This is a genomic window from Shewanella donghaensis (assembly GCF_007567505.1).
Lineage (GTDB): Bacteria > Pseudomonadota > Gammaproteobacteria > Enterobacterales > Shewanellaceae > Shewanella > Shewanella donghaensis.
Window position 1 is genome coordinate 1,061,808 of the sequence record NZ_CP041783.1, and the last position, 23,242, is coordinate 1,085,049.

Sequence of the window (23,242 nt, forward strand, 5' to 3'; positions counted from 1 at the left end):
TTGTCACCAATGAGTTATCTCTATCTCATCATGCCCTGTCATAGCGAGTAATTTGTCTACTTCTTCAATCACTTGGGGTGAGTTTATTGAATATGCACCTATATGGCCTAACAAGCTAGTTCAATATCAATTAATCTCGAATACACCTAGAGTAAGAACCACAAAACCTAGCCTAAAAGTAGTCTAGTTATACTGTGCTATCAATAAACACAGCAATAGCCTAGTTAAATTGAGCTGCTCATCAGAGAGCGAACCCAGGCATAAACGAGTGTTATGTAAGTGATAGGGTTTTACGCATTAGCTATAGCCTAGGTTTTACCAAAGATAAACTTCAATCTTTAGCGTCTTTTTAAGTGAAAAGACCTGTGAGGGTTGATAAAAAGTCTTACTTTTTATTGTTTAGTTGAATCTATCTTATGGCGCAAAGTGAAGGAGTGAAGCTGTGAAGCTGTGAAGACAAACACCTGACTTTAAAATCTGCCTAGTTCAGTTTATTTTTAGCATAAAAAAGCTACCCGTAGGTAGCCTCAAATCCCCTGCCCTGAAGCAAGCTTTAGCGCAAATGGTGCAAATTTAGCAGACTCTGGCAACTAGGCCTTTTAAGTAGAAACCTTCAGGAAAACCACTGCCAATAGGATGATCGCTAGCTTGATTTAAGCGATCAATAAACTGCACATCACGATTCGCATCTAACGCTGCATCAGCCACGACTTTTTGAAATAAATCTGCAGGCATTAAACCAGAACAAGAGAACGTCAGCAAAATCCCATTTGGATTTAATAACTGCATCGCAATCATATTGATATCTTTATAGCCGCGACACGCACCATTTAGTTGCGCTTTATTATCGGCAAATTTAGGTGGGTCTAACACGATCACATCGAAGGTTTTGCCTTCTTCACGGTACTGACGCAATAACTTAAACACATCGGCTTCATGGTAATTAACATGGTCATCATTAAAACCATTAATTTCCATGTTCTTTTTAGCTGTTTCTAATGCTAAAGCTGAAACATCGACATTTTCAATACTTGATGCGCCACCTTTTGCTGCATACAGGCCAAATGTGCCGGTATAACAAAAACAGTTAAGGACTGACTTACCTTTAACGAATTTAGCTGCAATATTACGGTTATCACGTTGATCGAGATAAAAACCTGTTTTGTGGCCTTTTGTGACGTCTACCGCGATTTTAATGCCGTTCTCTTCGATGATAACCGGCATTTCTGGTAGTTCTCCGTGCAATAAGCCCGTAACTGGCTGTAAGCCTTCTTTCTTACGAGAATCGACATCAGAGCGCTCATAGATAGCACAATCAGGATAAAGTTCAGCAAGTACACTCACAAGCGTATCACGCCAGTAATCTGCACCTGTGTTGAGCAACTGACAAACCAAGACATTGGCATACTTATCAATAGTGACCCCTGGTAAGCCATCAGACTCAGCAGCAACAAGTCTATATCCCGTAAGACCTTGCTCTGCGATTAACGCTTCACGGCCAGCCTGAGCTCTTTGAATGCGGCGTACAAAAAAGTCTCTATCGATCTGTTCTTCTTTATCGAATGTCCAAACGCGCACTTGAATTTGTGACTCAGGCGACCATGCACCACGACCTAACCAATGACCATCATGGGCAACAACATCAACTGTTTCACCAGCTTCTGGTTTTCCCTTGATATTGTGTATACCACTGGCAAATACCCAAGGGTGTTTGCGTTCAAGTGATTTCTCACGCTTTGGTCTAAGCTTGATTCTGATAGCCATGATGTTGCCTTTTTCAAATTGGGATCAGGATGATAAGGATCCTCTCAAAGGAACGCAAGAAACAATCCTTTTTTATAGTCAATTCGTTAGAGAAAAATGTGAGCTTTCAGGTTGTTTGAAGTTGAATAATTAAGTAGGCGCAGAAAAACACTATTTATAATAAATAGTGTTTTTATTTAATAATGATTGAAAATATTTATTAAATAATTCATTAATTAAATATCAAGATATATTTTATTATTTTTCGAGCAACAACAAAGTAAATAATTGAGACTGACTAAGCAAGGCAATATCTTTAGTGTTACTACCATTTTTACTTAATGATATAACAGGGTTTTGTAAGAAATCTTTCGCATCATCTGCAGAATAAAATTCAGGTAAGGTTAAATGTAAATTGTCATTACCTTCCACATTCAGTTGTAAATACAGCGGTTCTGATTTTACCCAATGACCTGAATCATCGGCATTATCTTGGAATAAATCACTATAGCTTATCTCGAGTAATTGCAGCCCCTGGTTAAGGCTAACTTCTCTTTGAAACTCAATGACAACACCATTTACACTATCTACATCAAGATCATCATGAAACGTAAGACTTGAAGATTGTGCAGTAAAACTTGCTAGTAGTATGCTCATTGCAGCAGTTAAGGTCATGGTAGTATTCATAATCGACTCCGTTAATTAAAACATTCCATTTAAATTCATTTTCATAATATTCAATCTAATAGACCTAGCAGCAATATAAAAAATTTCATATAAATATTTTTTATGAATATAATTACTAAAACCAGTTAATAAAATTAGTTCATCGTCGAAAATAACTCACTGTTTTAAATAAACATTAAAACACACAACAAAAAATATAATAAACAACATTTTTTTGATGATTTTATAATTTTTACAACTTTTATTGATTGAATTCAAAGAATCTATAATTCTAAAGTGTAAAACTTACAAAAATAAATATAAGAAATGTTTTAAAGAGTTTGATATGGGTGGTATGCAATAATGGAACAAGTCGGTAACAGCAAGTTCAAGTGTTTGTATTGTAGTTGTGAACTTTCTACAGCCCAACATCAATGTTTAAGTTGTAAACCAAAGAAAGATACCCGTGGTTTTTGTTGTAACAAAGCCGTCTTAGGGGGCAGTTGTGTTCTTGTACTGGTATCAGTATTTTTTTGGGCTTATGTTTTTGTTTTTTACAAACAATATCCTACATTTCATGATATGGCGTATGTCATAGCAGCATGGAGCTTTTTCGTTGGTTGTTACTGTTTAATCATTACATATGCACATCTCTATAAACTAAAACAAGAAAACTAAAACGACAATTCCATTTTTCGCAACTGCTTTTCGAAGTAGGCTTTTAAGAAGTCTAGCAACAAGCGTACTTTTTTAGAATCTGTTGCTCCCGGAGGAAATACGCCATAAATGGTGATATCGCTTAATTGATAGTCGTCCAATACTGTGGTTAAACTCCCTTTCTTTACCTTAGGCCAAGCATCGTAAGTTGGCACTCTGCCAATACCATGCCCACCTTCAATGAAAGCGGTACGTGCTGAAGCATTGTTAGTGCTAATAGACCCTTTCATTTCAATACTGAAAGAACGGGTTCCTTTCTTTAAATTTATCACTTTTTTCTGAGGTTTATAAATAACCCAATCGTGACTTGATAAATCTGCCGGAGATTTTGGTCGGCCAAATTTTTCAAAATAATCGGGCGAGCCACATAAACAGGTTTGAAGAACACATAACTTAGTTGCTTGTAATCCTGAATCAACTAGCGGCGCACCACGAATAGCAAGATCGATTCCTTGATTGATAATATTGACAATTTCATCGGTTAACATCACATCCAGTTCAATTTTAGGGTATAAGGTTTTAAATTCATTCAGTGCAGGCACAATCGTTTCCAGCCCGGCATTAACTGGACAAGTTATCCGAATCAACCCTATCGGTTCATTCTTCATGTTTTCGATTTGTTTATTAGCCGAGTTAGCTTGTTCAGCAATCACTTTACAGGATTGATAATAGGCATCACCTTCTTCCGTTAAACTAATACTGCGGGTGGAACGATTAAGTAATCTGACTTCTAGATGCGCTTCTAACTTTTTAATGTGATAGCTCACCACAGCCCTTGAAAGACCAATATGTTTTGCTGCAGCACTTAAACTGCCCTGCTCAACAACTTGGGCAAACACCACCATGCTTTTCAATTGCTCAAATGAGACATTCATTAATCTAATTACCCGACTATCGATACCAATGCCTCATTGTATCAATTATTCAAACAATGAAGTCAAATTTATCTGCATTGTCAGAATTGAAATTAGATTTATACTGTCTGCAGTTTCGTGAAGGAGGTCACTCTCCTATCACATAAGAAGATGTATTTTTTACAATGGCGATTAACGTCGGTAAATAACGATAAAATTAAAAGGTATTTCAAATGACTCAGAAAAAAGTATTAATGGTTCTAACATCTCATGATGAACTTGGTAACACAGGTAAGAAAACCGGTTTTTGGGTAGAAGAGTTTGCTGCCCCTTATTATGTATTTTTAGATGCCGGTTTGGAAATTACCATTGCTTCACCAGCAGGTGGACAACCACCGATAGATCCAACCAGTGAGTTAGCAGATTTCCAGACAGAAGCCACAAAGCGTTTTGATGAAGACACTCAGGCACAATTGGTACTGGCTCACACCAATGTTTTAAGTGAAATACACGCTGATGATTATGACGCGGTTTTCTATCCTGGCGGCCATGGTCCGCTATGGGATTTAACTGACAACCCAGTTTCAATCAGCTTAATTGAATCGTTTATTGAACAAAACAAGCCTGTTGCAGCTGTATGTCACGCAACAGCAGCCTTACTTAACGCCAAACAAGACGATCAATATCTTGTAAAAGGCAAGGCAGTAACAGGTTTCACTAACAGTGAAGAAGATGCAGTACAACTAACAGATATCGTGCCATTTTTACTCGAAGATGAATTAATAAAACGTCAAGCTGATTATCAAAAAGCCGCTGACTGGCACGCTTTTTCAGTTCAAGATGGATTACTTATTACAGGTCAAAACCCTGCAAGTTCATCATTGACAGCTCAAAAATTAGTGACTCAGATTACTGCGTAATCAATTAGATATTTAGGACTTTCTCATGCTAAATTTTACATTTCAAAATACCACTAAAATTCATTTCGGTGAGGGCCAAATTAGCGCCATTACTAAAGAAATACCAATCTCAGCTAAAGTATTAGTGGTTTATGGCGGCGGCTCAATTAAGTCAAATGGCGTTTATCAGCAAGTGTCTGATGCGTTGAAAGATCACACTTGGTTTGAATTTTCAGGTATTGAGCCTAACCCACAATACGATACGTTAATGAAGGCACAAGCCATCATTGAAGCTGAAAAAATCGATTACTTGCTTGCTGTCGGTGGTGGCTCGGTTGTTGATGGTGTTAAATTTATTGCTGCTGCAGCATTATTTGAAGGAGATGATCCTTGGGATATCGTCGCTAAAGGCGCCAAAATTGAGCAAGCATTACCTATCGGTGCGGTATTAACCTTACCTGCAACGGGCTCTGAATCAAATGGCGGATCTGTTATTACTCGTAATGGTAATAAATTGCCTTTTGGCAGCCCATTAGTACGTCCGTTATTTGCAGTGCTTGATCCTTCTGTAACCTTATCTTTATCAGACCGTCAAATTGGTAATGGTGTTGTTGATGCTTATATCCACATTATGGAGCAGTATTTAACCTTCGATGTAAACGGTAAAGTACAGGATCGTTTCAGTGAAGGTTTATTACAAACCTTAATTGAAGAAGGCCCTAAAGCCTTAACTGCTGAAACTAAAGATGATTTAGAGATCAGAGCCAATATTATGTGGTCTGCGACTATGGCACTTAACGGTTTAATTGGCGCGGGTGTACCACAAGATTGGTCTACACATATGATTGGCCATGAATTAACAGCAGGACATGGTATTGATCATGCGCGTACCTTATCAATCGTGCTTCCTGCGGTAATGAAAGTGCGACGTGAGCAAAAACATGCAAAATTAGTTCAGTATGCTGAGCGTGTATTTGGTATTACAACAGGTAGCGATGAGCAAAAAATTGATCAAGCTATTGAGGCTACCGAAAACTTCTTTAAGTTAATGCAAGTCCCTACACGCTTAAGTGATATTGATGTTGGTGCAGAGCAAGTTGATGTATTAGTTGCAGCACTTGAAAGCCATGGCATGACTAAACTTGGCGAGCATGGTGATATTGATTTAGCAGTTAGCCGTGAGATTTTAACTACTGCACTGTAAACCACAGCACTTTTAACTACAGCACTGTAATAATGGATATTGACTAGATAAATAAATCGAACTGAATTCCATCTCCTTTAAAAGGCTAGCATTGCTAGCCTTTTTCACATTCTACTTAGAACCCCACAAAAATATACACTTCACAAATACGTATTCCAAACGCCAAAAAGCCTATTCAGGCAAGCATAAATGTGATCAAGTTAAACAAATTCATCAAATGATGAATATTGAGGAATTATTTCGCTAACTGAATAAGGAACATTGCTTTACCCTATTCTACACTTGATGAATTAACTGATTCTTTCTAGCTCAAAACAGCGGAATTCTCTATATGACAGCTAACAAAATACCATTAAAAAAGCCTGTCGGCAGACCTGTCATTAAAGTAGATAACCGTTGCTCGCTGATTGATGCGGCCAGAAAGTTATTTGTCGATAGTGATTATGAAAAGGTATCAATCCGCGCCATTGCTGCAGAAGCAAAAGTGGATGCAAGTTTAATACGTTACTATTTTCAATCTAAAATGGGCCTATTTACTGAAATGCTTCGAGAAACCATTGAGCCAGTTCATTCACAACTATCAAATTCTAATCAGTCATCTTCACACGATTCTCCCGAGAAAATATTACTAGCCTATTATGAAATAATGAGTAAAAACCCTGATTTCCCAAAGTTAATCTTTCGAACAGCAAGTTTACCTCCAACAGACATAAATAAAGAACTCCAAGCTAGTTTACTCAGACTATTTCCTAGCAAACGTTTAAATATTTTTGAAAAAATGGATAAACAAAACCAATTACAATCAGGTATTGATCCTATGTGTGCCAAAATGAGTTTTATCAGCTTAATGGTATTTCCATTTTTAATGCCAAACTTGCTTAAACAGGCAATGAATATTGATACTTCAGCAGAATTCTTACAGCAATTAGCCAAACACAATACTCAACTTTTACGTCATGGGCTTATTGCCAATGAATCACAACCAAGTCAGGACGCTTAACATGACCCCGTTAAAAAGACGCTATGTATTTCCAGGAATAATCGCTGGGATTATCATTTTCATTGCTGCGATTTCATTGCGATCGTCACCAGATTTACAACCAAACCACGACAAATCCAGACTTGTAGAAGTGATGAGTCTGGATAAGCAAGAAGTTAAGCCGATTATTAAAGCCTATGGACGGGTTGCGCCAAAACATACTTGGCAGGGTATAGCCGAGGTCGGTGGTAAAATTATTTTTCGCCATCCAGAACTTGAAACGGGACGATTGATTAAAGCGGGTACTTTGGTGCTGTCTATTGACCCATTAGAATATGACTTAAAATTAGCCCAGGCTGAGGCAAATTATAATTCTGCCCAAGCGCAGCTGGTGCAATTAAGTCTTAAAGAAATTAACTTACAATCAAGTATCGAAATTGAGCAGCAACGTCTGAGCTTAGTAGATCAAGAATACAAACGTAAACAATCGTTAAATAAAAAGAACCTGATTTCTAAATCTGAATTAGAAACCCAGAAACAAGCTTTGCTGGCGCAACGAAATTTAATTCAAGACTTAACCAGTAGCTTGAGTTTAATACCTGACGATAAAAAAGTGACAGCAGCGCAAGTTAACGTTAATAAAGCACTACTTGAAGATGCCCAGCGCCAGCTGAATAACACCCGTTTTACCTTGCCATTTGATGCTCGAATCGCCGCAGTTAATATTGAACAAGCACAAGCAGTGACTAATGGCGCAATTTTATTTGAAGCCCATCAATTAGGTGCTGTTGAAATCAAGGCTGAACTTTCATTATTAGATGCAGAAACATTAATAAACTCGATCAGTACATTACCAAGAGATACCTACTCACTACCTTCAATCGAGCAAGTCAATTTTGACAGTGCCATTAGCGTTAGCATGGGTAAAAGACGACACCAATGGCAAGCAAAACTGACACGTGTTGCGGATACCATCAATCCAGATCAAGCCACTATCGGCTTTTACTTAGAAGTAGAACAAGATTTCAGCAACATGGATTTATTGAATAAACCGCCCTTAACTAATGGCATGTTTGTGACCGCATATATCCAAGGCTACCCTTCTCAACAATTTATTATTCCTGAAAAAGCCTTACATGGCGATCAGGTTTATATCATGGACAAAGACAATAATCTGGCTATTCAGACAGTTGAAGTCCTGTTCAGAACCGACAACGGCGTGGCTATCAAAGCAGCCTCTACAGCAGGACAGTTAAACCAAGGCGATAGCCTAGTTATCAATGACTTAATCCCAGCGATTAATGGCATGAGTTTGCGCCTATCAATCGATAAAACTGCTGAAAAGAACCTCAATGACGAGGAGCTAGCACAGTGATTAATTTTTTCACTCGCCATCCCACTATCGCCAACTTAATGATGTTGGCTTTCTTTGTGATGGGAATAAGCAGTATTGGCAATATTAAACGCGAAACATTTCCAGAATTCAGTCCACCCTATGTTATTGCCAGTGTTGTCTATCCTGGCGCATCTCCGGCTGAAGTAGAAGAAAGCCTTTGTCTGCGTATGGAAGATGCCATTGATGGATTGAGCAATATTGAAGAGGTTAAATGTGACGCTCAAGAAGGGTTTGCTTCTCTTACAGTAAAACTCAATGGAGAAGCTGATATTGGCCGTAGTTTAGTGGATATTCAAACTGAAATTAACGCTATTAAAGATTTCCCTGCACAAATTGACCCGCCAACGGTCAAAGAACTCGATTGGGCAGAACCTGTGGTTGATATCGCCATCGCAGCCGATGCGAGTTTACCGCATCTTAAATCCTATGCAGAAGATTTAAAACGTCGTTTAAAGATTGAAGCTGGCGTCAGTTTAGTGACAGTAACAGGCTTTTCTGACCACCAAATTAGAGTCGAGTTAAATGAAGCTGACATGCGCCGCTTGGGCCTTACTGTTGCCGAAATAGCCGACAAAGTGGGCAGACAAAACATCAAAATGCCTACTGGCAGTATTGAATTATCGGATAAAAACTTACTCATTCGATTTGATGAACGACAGATTACGCCACAAAACCTCAGTAAACTCATTATTTCATCTAACCCTGAGGGTGGCATAGTTAGATTAGGTGACATTGCTAAAATTGAAGATTTATTTGAGTTAGAAGAAGAACATACTATTTTTAATGGTCAGCCTGCTGCCATGCTTAAAATTCAGAAAAACAAAGCGGATGATGCCCTTAGAATAAAATCTAGAGTCACAGAATTTATCGAAGAAGAACGTCTCATTGCGCCTGACGGAATTACATTAACGCTCACGAATGACATGTCTTCACTGCTGCAAGACAGGCTTTCGATGCTACTTCGCAATGGTTGGCAAGGTATCATATTGGTGTTTTTTTCAATGTGGTTATTCTTCTCTCTTCGCTATTCATTTTGGGTGTCTGCAGGCTTACCAGTGGCCTTTATGGGTGGCTTATTCTTGATGAGCATGTTTGGCGTATCGATTAACATTATGAGCCTTGTAGGCTTATTAATGGCCATTGGCATTATGATGGATGATGCCATTGTGATAGCTGAGTCAGTGGCAGCCCATGTTGAAAAAGGACTCCCTATTAATGAAGCTGTGAGCCAAGGGGTTAAAAAAGTTGCCCCTGGAGTATTTTCTTCATTTTTAACCACAGTATTTATTTTTGGCAGTTTATTATGGCTAGACGGACAAATGGGTGATGTTCTGTCTGTTGTCCCTCTCGTATTGATCATGGTGTTGAGTGTCAGTTTAATTGAAGCATTTTTAATTTTACCGAATCATTTGAGCCATTCATTAAAATCAAACAAGAATGAGCGACCACCGCTTAAATTTAAGCGAGTTTTCCTCGAAAAGTTTGAACACTTTAGAAATACCACTTTGGTTAATGCCGTCACTTTTGTTGTCAAATGGCGCTACGCCAGTCTTGGATTAACCTTAGGCGGGTTATTGTTGTCTTTTGCCTTAGTCGCTGGGGGCGCGGTTAAGTTTGTTGGTTTTCCTGAGCTTGATGGCGATATTGCAGAAGCAAGAATTATCCTTCCTCCAGGTTCAACCCTAGCTCAAACTAAACAGGTAGTAAGCCAATTAGTCACCGCCGCTAATAAGGTGGGTAATGAGTTAACAGAACAAAATGACGAAGATTCAAATCTGATCCGCTATGTCACAGAGCAATATAACGTTAATGCCGACGCGGGTGAGAAAGGACCACATGTCGCCACTGTAAGGCTGGATTTATTATCAGCTGAAACCCGTGTGACCTTAATTGATGATTTAATTGAAGCATGGCGAAACACCAGTGGTGATATAGCCGAGCCAATCTCGCTGGTATTTAAACAACCAGCCATGGGACCTGCTGGTCGTGATGTTGAAGTGCGATTACAACATGATGACTTAGCCACATTAAAGCTCGCCTCTGTTGACTTACAATCATATCTAAGCCAATTTTCAGGCGTTAACGGCATCTTAGATGACATGCGACCAGGTAAAGAAGAAGTACTGGTTAAATTAAAAGATGGCGCTGAAAATTATGGTGTTGATGGTGAGATGGTTGCATCACAACTTCGTGCGGCTTACTTTGGTCAAACAGCGGATGATGTGCAATCAGGTCCTGAAAACATTGAAATTCAGGTAAGATTAAACAAACAGCAAGCAGGCGATCTTCAAGCATTAGCTAACTTCCCTATCATGCTAGCAGATGGCAGTCAGTTACCCTTAAGTGCAGTAGCCACACTGGATTATGAACGCTCTTACGTGCGTATTCAGCGTATTGAAAGCCAACGTACAGTGACTGTAATGGCTGACATTGATAATTCAAAAGCTAATGGAAGTGAAATAGTAGCCAAAGTGCAAAATGAATTTGCCAATGAGTTACGCCAAAAATACCCAGGATTAAAAGTGGATTATGAAGGAGCCGCCAAAGAGACTGCTAAAACTGGCGCCTCTTTCGTACAAGGTTTCATCATTGGGCTATTTGGTCTGTTTGCCATCCTCAGTTTTCAATTTAGAAGCTACTTAGAACCTTTTGTTGTCATGCTAGCCATTCCTTTAGCGCTTATAGGCGTATTTTGGGGACATCTACTTACTGGTCATAGTCTTTCAATGCCATCTATTCTAGGTTTTGTTTCTTTAGCCGGAATTGTGGTGAATGACTCCATCTTATTGGTGCAATATATCAGGCACCATGTAGATATAGGCGATGACATTCAAGAAGCGGTAGTTAAAGCCAGTCGTGACAGATTCAGAGCGGTATTTTTAACATCATTGACTACCGCTGCCGGTCTACTGCCATTGTTGCTAGAAACATCACTGCAAGCGCAGGTCGTTAAACCGATTGTTATTTCGATTGTGTTTGGCATATTTACATCGACATTGTTGGTGTTGTTTATTATCCCATGTGCTTATGCCGTTTTAGCTGACTTTAACTTAGTCCATAAGCATGAAGATTTAGAAGCATAATCCAATGCAGGAAATAGCCGAGTGGTTATTCCCTGCTTTGTGAAGTTAATTGTAAATTGGCTTATAAGAGTGGCTTAAATTGATGACCAAACAAAAAGCCCTAGCAGATTTCACTGCTAGGGCTTTTTTTAAAAATGGTTATAGCTTAGGTTAATAGCTCTTAACTCTTAACTCTTAACTCTTAATTCTGATAATCAAAGCGTTAATCAGCTTGTTGATTAATCTTATTCAGTAAACCCATAAAAATGCGTTGTTCATCATAGGATAAGGCGCTGAGACACTTTTGGTTGACCCATTCTGCTTCGCCAATTAAGTCTTGCTCTAAAGCCTTACCCGCATCGGTTAAATAGATTTTAAAAGTACGACGATTATCAGACTCTTGATGGCGAGTAATGTACCCCTGAACTTGTAGTTGGTCTAATAACCTCGTCATGGTGTAGTTAGCTACATCGCATACTTTAGACAACTCGGTTTGACTTATGCCCTCTTCTTGCCATAGAGAAAATAATACTGGCCAAAGTTTCACATCTAACTGGTAACGTTTTAAACGCTCATCTAACTCACTTTGCAATCTAATATTGAGATGAGATATTTGATAATATAAGCTTTCATATCGTTTCATATAACCGCTCCTACAAGCTCATCAATCCATCGCTAAGCATTAAATATAACTTCAACCTACAGGCTTTAAATTACCAAACGTAATAGAATAACTCTATGTAACATGGCACCTTAATCTAACGTACCATACGAATATGACCGTTTATTGGCTCAATCTATTACAAATTGATTGATATAACGGTAGTAACAAGCCCTACCTAAACAAGCTGTAATACCACGTTCAATAGGCATTTCAATTTTTTCTTCAGATAAAACAACCATATTGATATCAGCCATATCATGCTCGGTGCCAATACTACTAATTAACTTTAAACCATTATTGGCCGCAATAATGTAATCCACAATGATAATGGCATTGTTCACCACGTTCACTTTGACCTTCTCGACTGGTGTAATCAGATAGTATTCATTATCAATACAATGCAACACACTGGCAAAAAGTTTGGCAAATTTAGTCGGTAAAGGGCTAGATAAATACGCCCATTCACCTTTGGCATTGATATCAAATAATGCTTCATTGCTACACAACTCGACATCAGAACCTAACTGTTCGGCAATACTAAGCGGTATATCCTTTATCATCTTAGGCATTTTCTGCTCTTACTACATGTTCTTTACGTTCTTTTTCGGCAATCAATAACTGTAATAATGCCTCAACGGGATGTTTAGGTTTAAAGCCAGCAAAGCGCTTAACTTGGCTTCGACAAGAATAACCTGAAACCAAGACTTGGCTTTTTTCAGCAATCCTGTCTAAAGTTGGCTGCCAAGACATTGCAAACAGTTTTGTTGAGCGACCAAGATTGTCCAATTCATGGCCATAAGTCCCCGCCATACCGCAACAACCCACATTGATAACATCAAACTCAGCACCAAAGTGATTAAAAATAGCTTTCCATTCATTAGGGGTCGCAGGCTTAGCCGTTGATTCGGTGCAATGACTAAACCAACTAAATGATTGGTCATTCTTATTAAGCGCGGGTAAGGTTTTAATCGCGTCATTTAACCATTCATTGGCTAACAGCACTTCGAAATCACCTCGCTGGGATCCTAATACTTCTTGATACTCGTCGCGGTAACAAAGCACTAAAGCAGGATCCAGTCCTACCATCGGCATATCAAGGTCATGGACTTGATTTAAGAAGTCAGCACTTGATTTAGCCGTAGCGGCAAATTTGTCTAAAAATCCTTTGATATGAGTGGGTTTACCATTAGGTTTAAACGGCAATAAAACAGGCTTTAAACCCATCTCCTGAATCAATTGAATAAAACGATATACCAGCTCTGCATCATAAAAACTGTTGAATGGATCCTGCACAACTAACACATAATTAGCGCGCTCTGATAGCGGAATGCTTTGCAGCGCTTCTAAGTCATAGCCACGACTTTCATGGCCATCAAGACGTTGTTTTAAGGTCGGTACGGACAACGCAGGAGAGTCAACATAACCAATGGATTTTTTGATAACCCATTGGCTTAATTTATTTTGCGAGGCAAAATTAGTGACTTTTGGCATCGCTGCCATTATTGGCAACATGTCTTCGATACCTGCCACTAAATAGTCTTTTGCAGGTCGCATGTAGCGCTTGTAATAAATATTAAAGAACTGTGCTCTAAACTTGGGTACATCCACTTTAACAGGACACTGACCAGAACACGCCTTACAGGCTAAACAGCCTTTTAAGGAGTCCATCACTTCATGGGAGTAATCATAATCGCGGCCAATGTTAAAACTATTTTGCACTCGCTGCATGATGCTTAAAGGCTTAGATTGAGCAAGCGCTTCAACATCAACGCCTTCTGCTTCAAGTAACCTTAACCATTCACGCATCAAACCACTACGGCCTTTCGGTGAATGTATGCGATCGCCCGTCGCTTTAAAAGACGGGCACATAAACGAATAGCTGCTGTAGTTAAAACACAGACCATTACCATTACAATTCATCACATCAGGAAATGCATCACGTACTTGAATCGGAATTTGTCTATCAAAGGTGCCTCGTTTAACGCTATCGACATTAAACATCATCGGGCCACTGTCTTTTGGTGCGACAAGTTTTCCTGGATTCAGTCGGTTATCAGGGTCAAATAGTCCTTTAATCTCTTCAAGTTCGCCATATAACTCATCACCAAATACTGCAGGGCCATATTCCCCACGTACGCCTTTTCCATGCTCGCCCCACATCAAACCGCCGTATTTAAGCGTGAGTTCAGCAACTTGATCGGATAACACTTTAAGTAGTTTTTCATCAGCTTCATCACACATATCTAATGCGGGACGCACATGGAGTACGCCTGCATCAACGTGACCAAACATGCCATATTGCAATTTATGCCCATCTAGCAAGTCACGGAACTCCATGATGAAGTCAGCTAAGTTTTCAGGCGGTACTGCGGTATCTTCAGCAAATGCGAGAGGTTTTCTACGACCTTTTGTGGCCCCTAATAAACCCACCGCTTTTTTACGCATGGCGTAAATTTTATTAATGCTAGGCTTATCTTCGGTAATTTGGTATCCCACTACCCCGGCTTGCTCTTTGGCAAGCTGCATAGAAAGTGTACTTTCAAGCGCTGCGATTCGTTGTCTGACTTCATCCTCTTCACCAGCAAACTCAACCATATTGATACCTTCAATGGTTTTGTTGGGTACCGACTCAATCAGATGAGAAACGGAATGCCAGATAATATCTTCACGGGCTAAATTTAATACTTTTGAATCTATAGTCTCAACGACCGTAGCATTAGCCTTAACCAAAGATGGCGCGTGACGTAGCGCCGATTCAAATGAATCATATTTGATATTCACCATCATCCGAGTATTGGGTAATGGCGTGATATTTAATTTAGCCTCTGTTAACACCGCCAATGTGCCTTCTGAGCCAGCTATAACTCGAGATAAATCAAATTGAGTCAGATCATTATTCCAAACATGTTTAAGGTCATAACCCGTCAGGAATCGATTTAAAGGCGGAAACTGTTTTAGAATGAGTTCACGTTTTTCATGGCAACGCTTGGCAATCGTGCTGATAATGTTCGCAGCAAAAGGGGTGGCATTAAATGACATCACTTCAGACTGATTAAATGCATCATCTGCAGATATTGGCGTAGTAGATAATACGCTGCCATCCACAAGGACACTGGTGAGCCCAAGCACATGATCGGATGTTTTACCGTAAACTAATGAACCCGCACCCGATGCATCGGTACTGACCATTCCGCCAACTGTAGCGCGATTTGACGTCGATAAGTCAGGACTAAAAAAGAATCCATGTGGCCTAAGTGCATCGTTTAACGCATCTTTAACCACACCCGCTTGAACTCTAACCCAACCTTCGTCAGCATTAACTTCAAGAACTTGATTCATATGTCTTGATACATCGAGAATTAAGCCATGGGTTAATGACTGGCCATTCGTCCCAGTTCCGCCGCCGCGAGCACTAAAAGTCACTTGTTTATATTGTGGGTCAGCAGCTAATGTCATCACCAGTTCAACATCCGCTTGGGATAAAGGATAAATGACGGCTTGAGGTAAAAACTGGTAAACAGAATTGTCTGTAGCTTGGATTAAACGCGCACTATAACGTTTATCAATTTCGCCAGAAAAAGAAGTTTCTTCAAGCGCATCAAGAAAGCTTAAGTAAATGGGTTCTAACGTCTGTTGATGTGATAGCAGCGGTAACATAGTCAATTTCTGTTTATAATAATTTGAGTTCATTATAAACAAAAAAAAAGCCGCTAAAAGCGGCTTTTGTTCAAGTTGACAAATTAGTTAACCAAAAACTAACTTTTCAAGCTTATTTAGCTTCTTCACCAGCTAGGTATAACCAAGTGTCGATAACGGTATCAGGGTTAAGTGATACGGTATCAATACCTTGTTCTACAAGCCATTGTGCAAAGTCTGCATGGTCAGATGGGCCTTGGCCACAAATACCCACATAAGCACCTTTCTTTTTAGCGGCTTTAATTGCTAATGAAAGTAACGCTTTTACTGCTTCGTTACGTTCATCAAACAAATGGCTGATAATGCCAGAGTCACGATCTAGACCCAAAGTTAACTGAGTTAAATCGTTAGACCCGATAGAGAAGCCATCGAAGTGCTCAAGGAATTGGTCTGCTAATAACGCATTAGACGGTAACTCACACATCATGATGACGCGTAAACCATCTTTACCACGCTCTAGACCTTCTTCTTTAAGTAGCTCAATAACTTGTGCTGCTTCATCAACGGTACGAACGAATGGGATCATAATCTCAACGTTCTTCAGTCCCATCTCATTACGAACACGTTTGATTGCTTCACATTCTAATGCAAAACAGTCACGGAACGATTCAGAGATATAACGACTTGCACCACGGAAGCCCAACATAGGGTTTTCTTCTTCAGGCTCATAACGGTCACCACCAACAAGGTTAGCGTATTCGTTAGACTTAAAGTCTGACATACGTACGATAACTTTCTTCGGATAGAACGCACTACCGATGGTTGCAATACCTTCAACGAGACGAGCAATATAGTACTCAACTGGCGATTCGTATCCAGCTATCATTTCGTTGATTTCTTGCTGAAGCTCTGCCGTTTGTGAATTGAAATCAAGCAGTGCTTTAGGATGAATACCAATCATGCGGTTGATGATGAACTCTAGACGAGCTAGACCAACACCTTCATTAGGTAAACGAGCGAAATCAAATGCACGATCAGGGTTACCGACGTTCATCATGATTTTCATTGGTAGCTCAGGCAAGGTGTCAACACGGTTAGTGATAACTTCAAACTCTTGCTTACCATCGTAGATGAAACCGGTATCGCCTTCTGAACAAGAAACGGTAACGATTTGGCCATTTTTGATGCGGTCGGTAACGTCACCACAACCAACAACAGCTGGCACACCTAGTTCACGCGCAATAATTGCTGCGTGACAAGTACGACCACCACGGTTAGTGACGATTGCACTAGCGCGCTTCATGATAGGCTCCCAATCAGGGTCAGTCATGTCAGTAACCAATACATCGCCAGGCTTGATTTGATCCATATCTTCGATAGAAGCAAGCACTTTAGCTACGCCAGTACCGATTTTATGACCAATTGCGCGGCCTTCACAGACAACATCGCCTTTGGTTTTTAAGTGGTAACGTTCAATTAGTTGCACGTCTTCACGGCTACGAACAGTTTCAGGACGCGCTTGAACGATATATAACTTACCGTCGTTGCCATCTTTAGCCCATTCGATATCCATTGCACGGCCATAATGCTGTTCAATGATCACAGCTTGTTTTGCAAGCTCCATCACTTCTTCATCATTAATAGAGAAAGTGCCACGTTCAGCAACAGCGACATCTTCAATCTTAACTTGCTTGCCATGAGATGCATCATCAGAGTAAACCATCTGAATAAGCTTGCTGCCGATATTACGGCGCACAACGGCTTTATGCCCTTGCGCTAAAATTGGTTTGTGCACATAGAATTCATCAGGGTTAACGGCACCTTGAACAACCATTTCACCTAAACCGAAAGATGAAGTGATAAAGACAACGTCGTTGTTACCTGATTCAGTGTCCATGGTAAACATCACACCAGAAGAGGCTTTATCTGAACGGACCATACGTTGTACGCCAGCAGATAATGCGACACCTTGATGTTCGTAACCTTGGTGAACACGATAAGAAATTGCACGGTCGTTAAATAACGATGCGTATACATGCTTAATCGCAAGTAATACAGCATCAAAGCCTTTAACGTTTAGGAAAGTTTCTTGTTGACCCGCAAATGATGCATCTGGCATATCTTCAGCAGTTGCTGAAGAACGTACTGCAAATGACGCTTCTTGAGTCTCGCTAGAAAGTTGTTCGTAAGCTTCACGAACCGCATTTTCTAGTTCTGGTTGAAATGGGGTATCGATAACCCACTGTCTGATCTGTGCACCAACTTTCGCTAGTTCATTAACATCATCAACATCTAGCGTTGCAAGGATGTCGAAAATCTTCTGGTTAACACCACTTTGCTCTAGAAACTCATTAAACGCATGAGAGGTTGTAGCAAATCCACCAGGGACTTGTACACCAGCGTTTGCTAGGTTACTGATCATTTCTCCAAGAGACGCGTTCTTGCCGCCAACCTTGTTTACATCACCCATTCCTAGTTCTTGATACCAGAGTATGTATTGCTGCACAGTTATCTCTCCACAAGTTTATTTCAATGGCCCCTTCACACGAGGGCAGCGGCATTCTACACTCCCACACAACAACCGTAAATGTATAATTTTATTTGTAATTTTATTACTACAAGAGGCCGAAATGACACCAAAAGTATTCTATATATCAGATGGCACAGCAATCACCGCCGAAGTGTTTGGACATGCCGTTCTTTCTCAATTTCCCGTTGAATTTGAAGCGCTTACAGTTCCGTTCGTTGAGACAACCCAAAAAGCAGAGAAAGTTAAGCAACAAATAAATGATAGTTATATTACAACAGGTTTGCGCCCCGTCGTTTTTCACTCAATTGTAAAACCAGAAATTCGTGACATTATTTATTCAAGCGAGGGTTTGGATTATGACTTTTTGAATACTTTCGTTAGCCCGTTAGAAAAACAATTAGGTATCGAAGCCAAACCTGTCATTAATAGAACTCATGGTCAAGGCAACATGGGCTATGACTCTCGGATGGAGGCGATTAACTACACAATGGAGAACGATGACGGTCAAACCATGAAACATATGGACGAAGCTGATATCATTTTGTTAGGGGTTTCTCGTTGTGGTAAAACGCCATCAAGCTTGTATTTATCAATGCAATTTGGCATTAAAGCAGCTAATTACCCATTTGTTGAAGATGATATGGATAACTTAAAGTTACCCGAAGCATTAAAGCGTAATAAGTCGAAATTATTTGGTTTGACGATAGACCCACAACGATTGCATGAAATTCGTCAAGTAAGAATGGAAAACAGTCGCTACTCATCGCTTAGACAATGCCGTATAGAAGTAAAAGAAGTTGAAATGATGTATAAGAAGGAGCGCATTCCTTTTGTGAATACCACTTTTCATTCAGTAGAAGAAATATCTGCTAAAATTCTTGATATTTCAGGTCTAAAACGCCACATGTTTTAAGATTAACCATTATTAATCAACTGATAATAAGTGCCGAAATTGAAGAAACATCTCCTTTTTCGGCTAACTTATGTCATTTTGATTAGTTTTGTTGATAATCTAGTTCTATTTCTGGGTGTCTAACGCTGGCTAATTAGTTATAATCCCGAGCAATATGATGTTAATTCATCGCAAACATGCTCGGTAAAAGAATGACAATTAAAACAGACGAACTACGTACTTCTCTATTATGTAAGGTTATCTCACCTGCGCAACTCGCATCTGAATACCCGCTAACTCAAGATGCTGCTGATTATTTAGTTGAGCAACGTCGTGAAGTTGAAGCTATTATTGCAGGTGAAGACCAACGCTTATTGGTCATTATTGGTCCTTGCTCAATCCATGATACTGAAGCCGCGTTGGATTATGCTCAGCGCTTAGCTAAATTACATCATGAGTTAAAAGATGACTTATGTATCGTAATGCGTGTCTACTTTGAAAAACCTCGTACTATTGTCGGCTGGAAAGGGTTAATTTCAGATCCTGATTTAGACGGCAGCTTTAGCCCTAATAAAGGCTTGCGTATGGCGCGTCAGTTACTTCAGCAAATTACTGAATTAAAACTGCCTATTGCTACTGAGTTTTTAGATATGGTCAATGGCCAATACATTGCCGATCTGATTACTTGGGGTGCTATTGGTGCTCGTACTACTGAAAGCCAAATTCACAGAGAAATGGCTTCTGCATTATCTTGTCCTGTCGGATTTAAAAACGGTACTGATGGCAACATTAATATTGCTGTTGATGCTGTACGCGCTGCTCAAGTGCCACATATTTTTTACTCACCAGATAAAGATGGCGCTATGGCTGTATACCGTACACACGGAAATCCATACGGACATTTGATTCTACGTGGTGGTAAAAAACCTAATTACTCTGCTGAAGATGTTGAAATTGTTCGCTCGCAACTTGAAGCGGTGGGCGTAACACAACGTATCGTTGTTGATTTCAGTCATGGCAATAGTGAGAAAAAACACAAAAACCAACTGAATGTTGCAGATAGCATCATGGCACAAATGCGCTCTGGCAGCACTGCGGTTGCGGGGATTATGGCTGAAAGCTTTATGATTGAAGGCAATCAAAAAGTGATTGACGGTCAGCCACTGACTTATGGTCAAAGTATTACTGACGCATGCCTGCATTGGGAAGACTCTGAAAAATTACTTCGAGATTTAGCTCAAGCTTCTAAAGATCGTAAAGCGCTTTTATCGAAGTAAGAATGCTATAAAGTAACGCTCAAGGTTATTTATTCAATAAAACCAGTTAGCATGCTAACTGGTTTTTTTATGCCTATATTTCAAACTTATTTTCTGTTTCAGAAAATAACGGTTATAAGAGTTAGTCTTTATGTCAGTAAATCATTTAGTTTCATCTAATGAAGACAGCGACAAGTATTCAAACTGCTGATGAATAGTCATAAAGCTCTCAACCAGATATGGGTCAAAATGTTTTGCCTTACCTTCTCGGATTAATTTGACAGCATCCTTATGACTAAAAGGTTTTTTATAGCAACGTGGTGAAGTAAGCGCATCGTATACATCAACTAATGCCACTATTCTTGCTGATAATGGAATGTTTTCCCCTTGCAGTCCTTTCGGATAACCGCTGCCATCCCACTTTTCGTGATGCCCACCAGCAATATCCCTACCCATTTTAATAAAGTTACATTGTGGTGCGTATTCTATTAACGAACTAAGCACATCGGCACCTATCACAGGATGTGCTTTGATACTTTCAAATTCTTCTGCGGTTAACCGCCCAGGTTTTAATAAAATAGCATCAGCAATGCCCACTTTACCAATATCATGTAGTACCGATGATAAGGTTATATCTTCAATGAATGAATCAGTAAGCTCTTGAGGCGCATCTTGTTCTAACGCTCTTTGGGAAGCCAATAAGGCTGTGTACTGCTGCATTCTCAATAGGTGTGCACCTGTTTCGTTGTCACGATATTCAGCAAGCTTAGCTAAGCCAATCACGGTGGCTCGCCTTGACGTTAAGGTGCTCTGTAGAGAGTTTGATAGCTTTTCCAATAAATAGCATATTGATAATGACACCATAAGGTTTGCTGCAATAAAATTTATGGCCACAACAGACCAAATAACCGTGTTATAACCTTCGATATTTGGCCAAATTAAAAGTTGGAATTGAAAACAAATACCAATAACGAGCAGGGAGAACACATTAATAGCTTGGGCCCAATAACTTGCAATTCGACCTAATAGAATCGCTGCTAAAGGGGGAAAGATGAATAGCCAAAAGAAGCCTGCCCCACTAGGCCCTATCGCCAATAAAAAACCGACACCAATACTATAAGCAAGACCACAACCAATGAAAAACCGTTGAGAATCTGAGATACTTTGTTTAAACAGAATAGTCAATAAGACGGCATAAACGAGGGTGTCAAAAATGGCCATTGGCCAGAGATTAGCCTCAAGACAAAGGTAGACACTGGTAAAGTATACTGGAATACAGATGATGGCTAATGTGCCAAATAACTTATCAAAAATGACTTTTCGCCAAACCGATAAAGAATCATTTATTTCTATCAAATCAGCTAAAGAACCCAATATTGGTGACATTACTCATCCTTGAATTGTCTGTTTAAAAAAGGTGTTTAGTCGCTTAAAAATAATTTCTTTAACAAGTATTGTTGAGTTATTACAGATAGCAAAGAACCGTCCCTGATATATCAATATTTTTTTGCAAGTACTCTAATCAGCAATACGTAAGTTGCTTTTGTAAACCTTTCGTATAGATCAAGTACAAAGGTTGTAAATCAGGCTTCCTTTTAATAAAGTGTGCGATTAATGGAAAACAAAACTGAAAAGGACTTCGATGAAATCTCATTCATCTCCACTTACCTCTGCCGCGATATTAATCACCAGCTTGCTTATGCCAATAACAAGTCACGCTGAATCAGCTGACTTTAATAGTGCTTTCAATCATTACAATGATGCCGTTGCACAAAATAATATTAAAACTGAATTACAATTCGCTCAGCAAGCTTTCGATTTAGGACAAATCAAGTTTGGTGAACAAGATATTAATAGCGCGAATTTAGCATTAAACTTAGCCAGTGCGATGAATAAAAACCACCAAATCACTGATGCTATTTCACATTATGAATTTGCTTTAGGCATCTATCGTGATAATTTTGATGATGAAGCTATCGAATTAATTGACCCTTTAACACTATTAGCTGAAGCAACCAAAAATGGTAAGCAAGCGAAAACTTTATTTCGTGAAGCTATTGATATTAGTGAAAATATCAATAAGCCCTTATTGCATGCTCAAACGCTAATATTAGCATTTAACCGTTTGGTTAATACTCAGGAATATACGCGAAGTGTTAAGAACTACTTACTTGATGCTGAAGAAATTTATATTGAATTATTGCCTGAAGATGCCGCTGATAGAGTTTATGCCACTTACCTAGCAGGAACCGTTTTTTTAGCTGAGAAACAATACACCAGAGCAGAGGCCAAATTGCTCACTGCAATAAAACAATATCAGGTTCTAAATTATTCTCACCCTTATGAGTTAAGCGCTCATGCAAAACTAGTAGAGATATACAGCTTACAAGATGAAGCATCTAAAGCGACTGAACATTGTTTAGCCATTGGAAATATGCAGCCATGGAATAACAACCAAGAACAAACCCCCATATTTAGGCAAAATCCTAATTACCCTCAATCTAAAGCTAAACAAAGAAAAGAGGGACTGGTTCAAATATCATTTACCATTGATAAAAATGGCTTTGTTAAATCACCTCATATTTTAATGTCAAAAGGCGGAAAAGCCTTTGAAAATGAGAGTATAAAAGCCTTAAAAAACTGGCGCTACGCTCCTAAGTTTGTAGACGGTAAACCTGTTGAAGCTAAATCAACAGTTCAACTGGGTTTCAGCATCGGCTAATTCACAGGTAGTATAATGGTCA

At 39.4% G+C, this 23,242-nt stretch carries 16 protein-coding genes; 8 read left to right on the plus strand and 8 right to left on the minus strand.

Annotated features, from left to right (window positions below; all coding sequences use genetic code 11):
* Positions 1-573 precede the first annotated feature (573 nt).
* The 3 genes from FPK91_RS04465 to FPK91_RS04475 form a co-directional block, all read right to left on the minus strand.
* The gene (locus FPK91_RS04465) at positions 574-1,764 is read right to left on the minus strand and encodes a class I SAM-dependent rRNA methyltransferase (protein WP_144208561.1); all 1,191 of its coding nucleotides are present in this window, start codon (positions 1,762-1,764) and stop codon (positions 574-576) included.
* Between the two features lie 237 nt (positions 1,765-2,001).
* A complete protein-coding gene (locus tag FPK91_RS04470) occupies positions 2,002-2,430 on the minus strand; it encodes a DUF2057 family protein (RefSeq protein WP_144208564.1) in 429 nt (142 codons plus the stop codon).
* Between the two features lie 653 nt (positions 2,431-3,083).
* Entirely contained in the window at positions 3,084-4,001 is a 918-nt protein-coding gene (locus FPK91_RS04475) for a LysR family transcriptional regulator (RefSeq protein ID WP_144208568.1), read from the minus strand.
* 212 nt (positions 4,002-4,213) lie between these two features.
* On the opposite strand from FPK91_RS04475, the gene FPK91_RS04480 reads away from it, so the two are divergent.
* From FPK91_RS04480 to FPK91_RS04500, 5 genes are all read left to right on the plus strand, one after another.
* The gene (locus tag FPK91_RS04480; RefSeq protein WP_144208571.1) at positions 4,214-4,900 is read left to right on the plus strand and encodes a type 1 glutamine amidotransferase domain-containing protein; all 687 of its coding nucleotides are present in this window, start codon (positions 4,214-4,216) and stop codon (positions 4,898-4,900) included.
* A 25-nt stretch (positions 4,901-4,925) separates the two neighbouring features.
* Positions 4,926-6,083: an iron-containing alcohol dehydrogenase gene (locus tag FPK91_RS04485; protein WP_144208574.1), complete on the plus strand. Its 1,158-nt coding sequence runs from the start codon at positions 4,926-4,928 to the stop codon at positions 6,081-6,083.
* Between the two features lie 331 nt (positions 6,084-6,414).
* Complete coding sequence (locus FPK91_RS04490) at positions 6,415-7,083, plus strand: TetR/AcrR family transcriptional regulator (RefSeq protein ID WP_144208577.1); 669 nt, start codon at positions 6,415-6,417, stop codon at positions 7,081-7,083.
* Position 7,084: 1 nt separating this feature from the next.
* Positions 7,085-8,437, plus strand: a complete 1,353-nt coding sequence (locus FPK91_RS04495) for an efflux RND transporter periplasmic adaptor subunit (protein ID WP_144208580.1) — start codon at positions 7,085-7,087, stop codon at positions 8,435-8,437.
* A complete protein-coding gene (locus FPK91_RS04500) occupies positions 8,434-11,541 on the plus strand; it encodes an efflux RND transporter permease subunit (RefSeq protein ID WP_144208583.1) in 3,108 nt (1,035 codons plus the stop codon). Before FPK91_RS04495 ends, FPK91_RS04500 begins: the two co-directional genes overlap by 4 nt.
* A gap of 202 nt (positions 11,542-11,743) precedes the next feature.
* On the opposite strand, the gene FPK91_RS04505 is transcribed toward FPK91_RS04500, so the two are convergent.
* The 4 genes from FPK91_RS04505 to ppsA form a co-directional block, all read right to left on the minus strand.
* Positions 11,744-12,163 (minus strand): MarR family winged helix-turn-helix transcriptional regulator, encoded by a 420-nt coding sequence (locus tag FPK91_RS04505; protein WP_144208586.1) that lies wholly within the window; start codon positions 12,161-12,163, stop codon positions 11,744-11,746.
* A 149-nt stretch (positions 12,164-12,312) separates the two neighbouring features.
* The gene (locus tag FPK91_RS04510; protein ID WP_227006686.1) at positions 12,313-12,753 is read right to left on the minus strand and encodes a DUF1285 domain-containing protein; all 441 of its coding nucleotides are present in this window, start codon (positions 12,751-12,753) and stop codon (positions 12,313-12,315) included.
* A complete protein-coding gene (ydiJ, locus tag FPK91_RS04515; protein WP_144208589.1) occupies positions 12,746-15,841 on the minus strand; it encodes a D-2-hydroxyglutarate dehydrogenase YdiJ in 3,096 nt (1,031 codons plus the stop codon). Before ydiJ ends, FPK91_RS04510 begins: the two co-directional genes overlap by 8 nt.
* A 112-nt stretch (positions 15,842-15,953) precedes the next feature.
* Positions 15,954-18,326, minus strand: coding sequence for a phosphoenolpyruvate synthase (gene ppsA / locus FPK91_RS04520; RefSeq protein WP_144208592.1), 2,373 nt, complete (start codon positions 18,324-18,326; stop codon positions 15,954-15,956).
* Between the two features lie 124 nt (positions 18,327-18,450).
* On the opposite strand from ppsA, the gene ppsR reads away from it, so the two are divergent.
* Both ppsR and FPK91_RS04530 read left to right on the plus strand, forming a co-directional pair.
* A complete protein-coding gene (gene ppsR, locus FPK91_RS04525; RefSeq protein WP_144208595.1) occupies positions 18,451-19,263 on the plus strand; it encodes a posphoenolpyruvate synthetase regulatory kinase/phosphorylase PpsR in 813 nt (270 codons plus the stop codon).
* A gap of 191 nt (positions 19,264-19,454) precedes the next feature.
* Positions 19,455-20,519, plus strand: coding sequence for a 3-deoxy-7-phosphoheptulonate synthase (locus FPK91_RS04530; RefSeq protein WP_144208598.1), 1,065 nt, complete (start codon positions 19,455-19,457; stop codon positions 20,517-20,519).
* A 141-nt stretch (positions 20,520-20,660) separates the two neighbouring features.
* Here the strand turns inward: FPK91_RS04530 and FPK91_RS04535 are convergent, their stop codons facing one another.
* On the minus strand, positions 20,661-21,884 hold the full coding sequence (locus FPK91_RS04535) for an HD-GYP domain-containing protein (protein WP_144208601.1): 1,224 nt from the start codon (positions 21,882-21,884) through the stop codon (positions 20,661-20,663).
* Positions 21,885-22,140: 256 nt separating this feature from the next.
* Here FPK91_RS04535 and FPK91_RS04540 point away from each other — a divergent pair, with 256 nt between their 5' ends.
* On the plus strand, positions 22,141-23,220 hold the full coding sequence (locus FPK91_RS04540; protein WP_144208603.1) for a TonB family protein: 1,080 nt from the start codon (positions 22,141-22,143) through the stop codon (positions 23,218-23,220).
* Positions 23,221-23,242 lie beyond the last annotated feature (22 nt).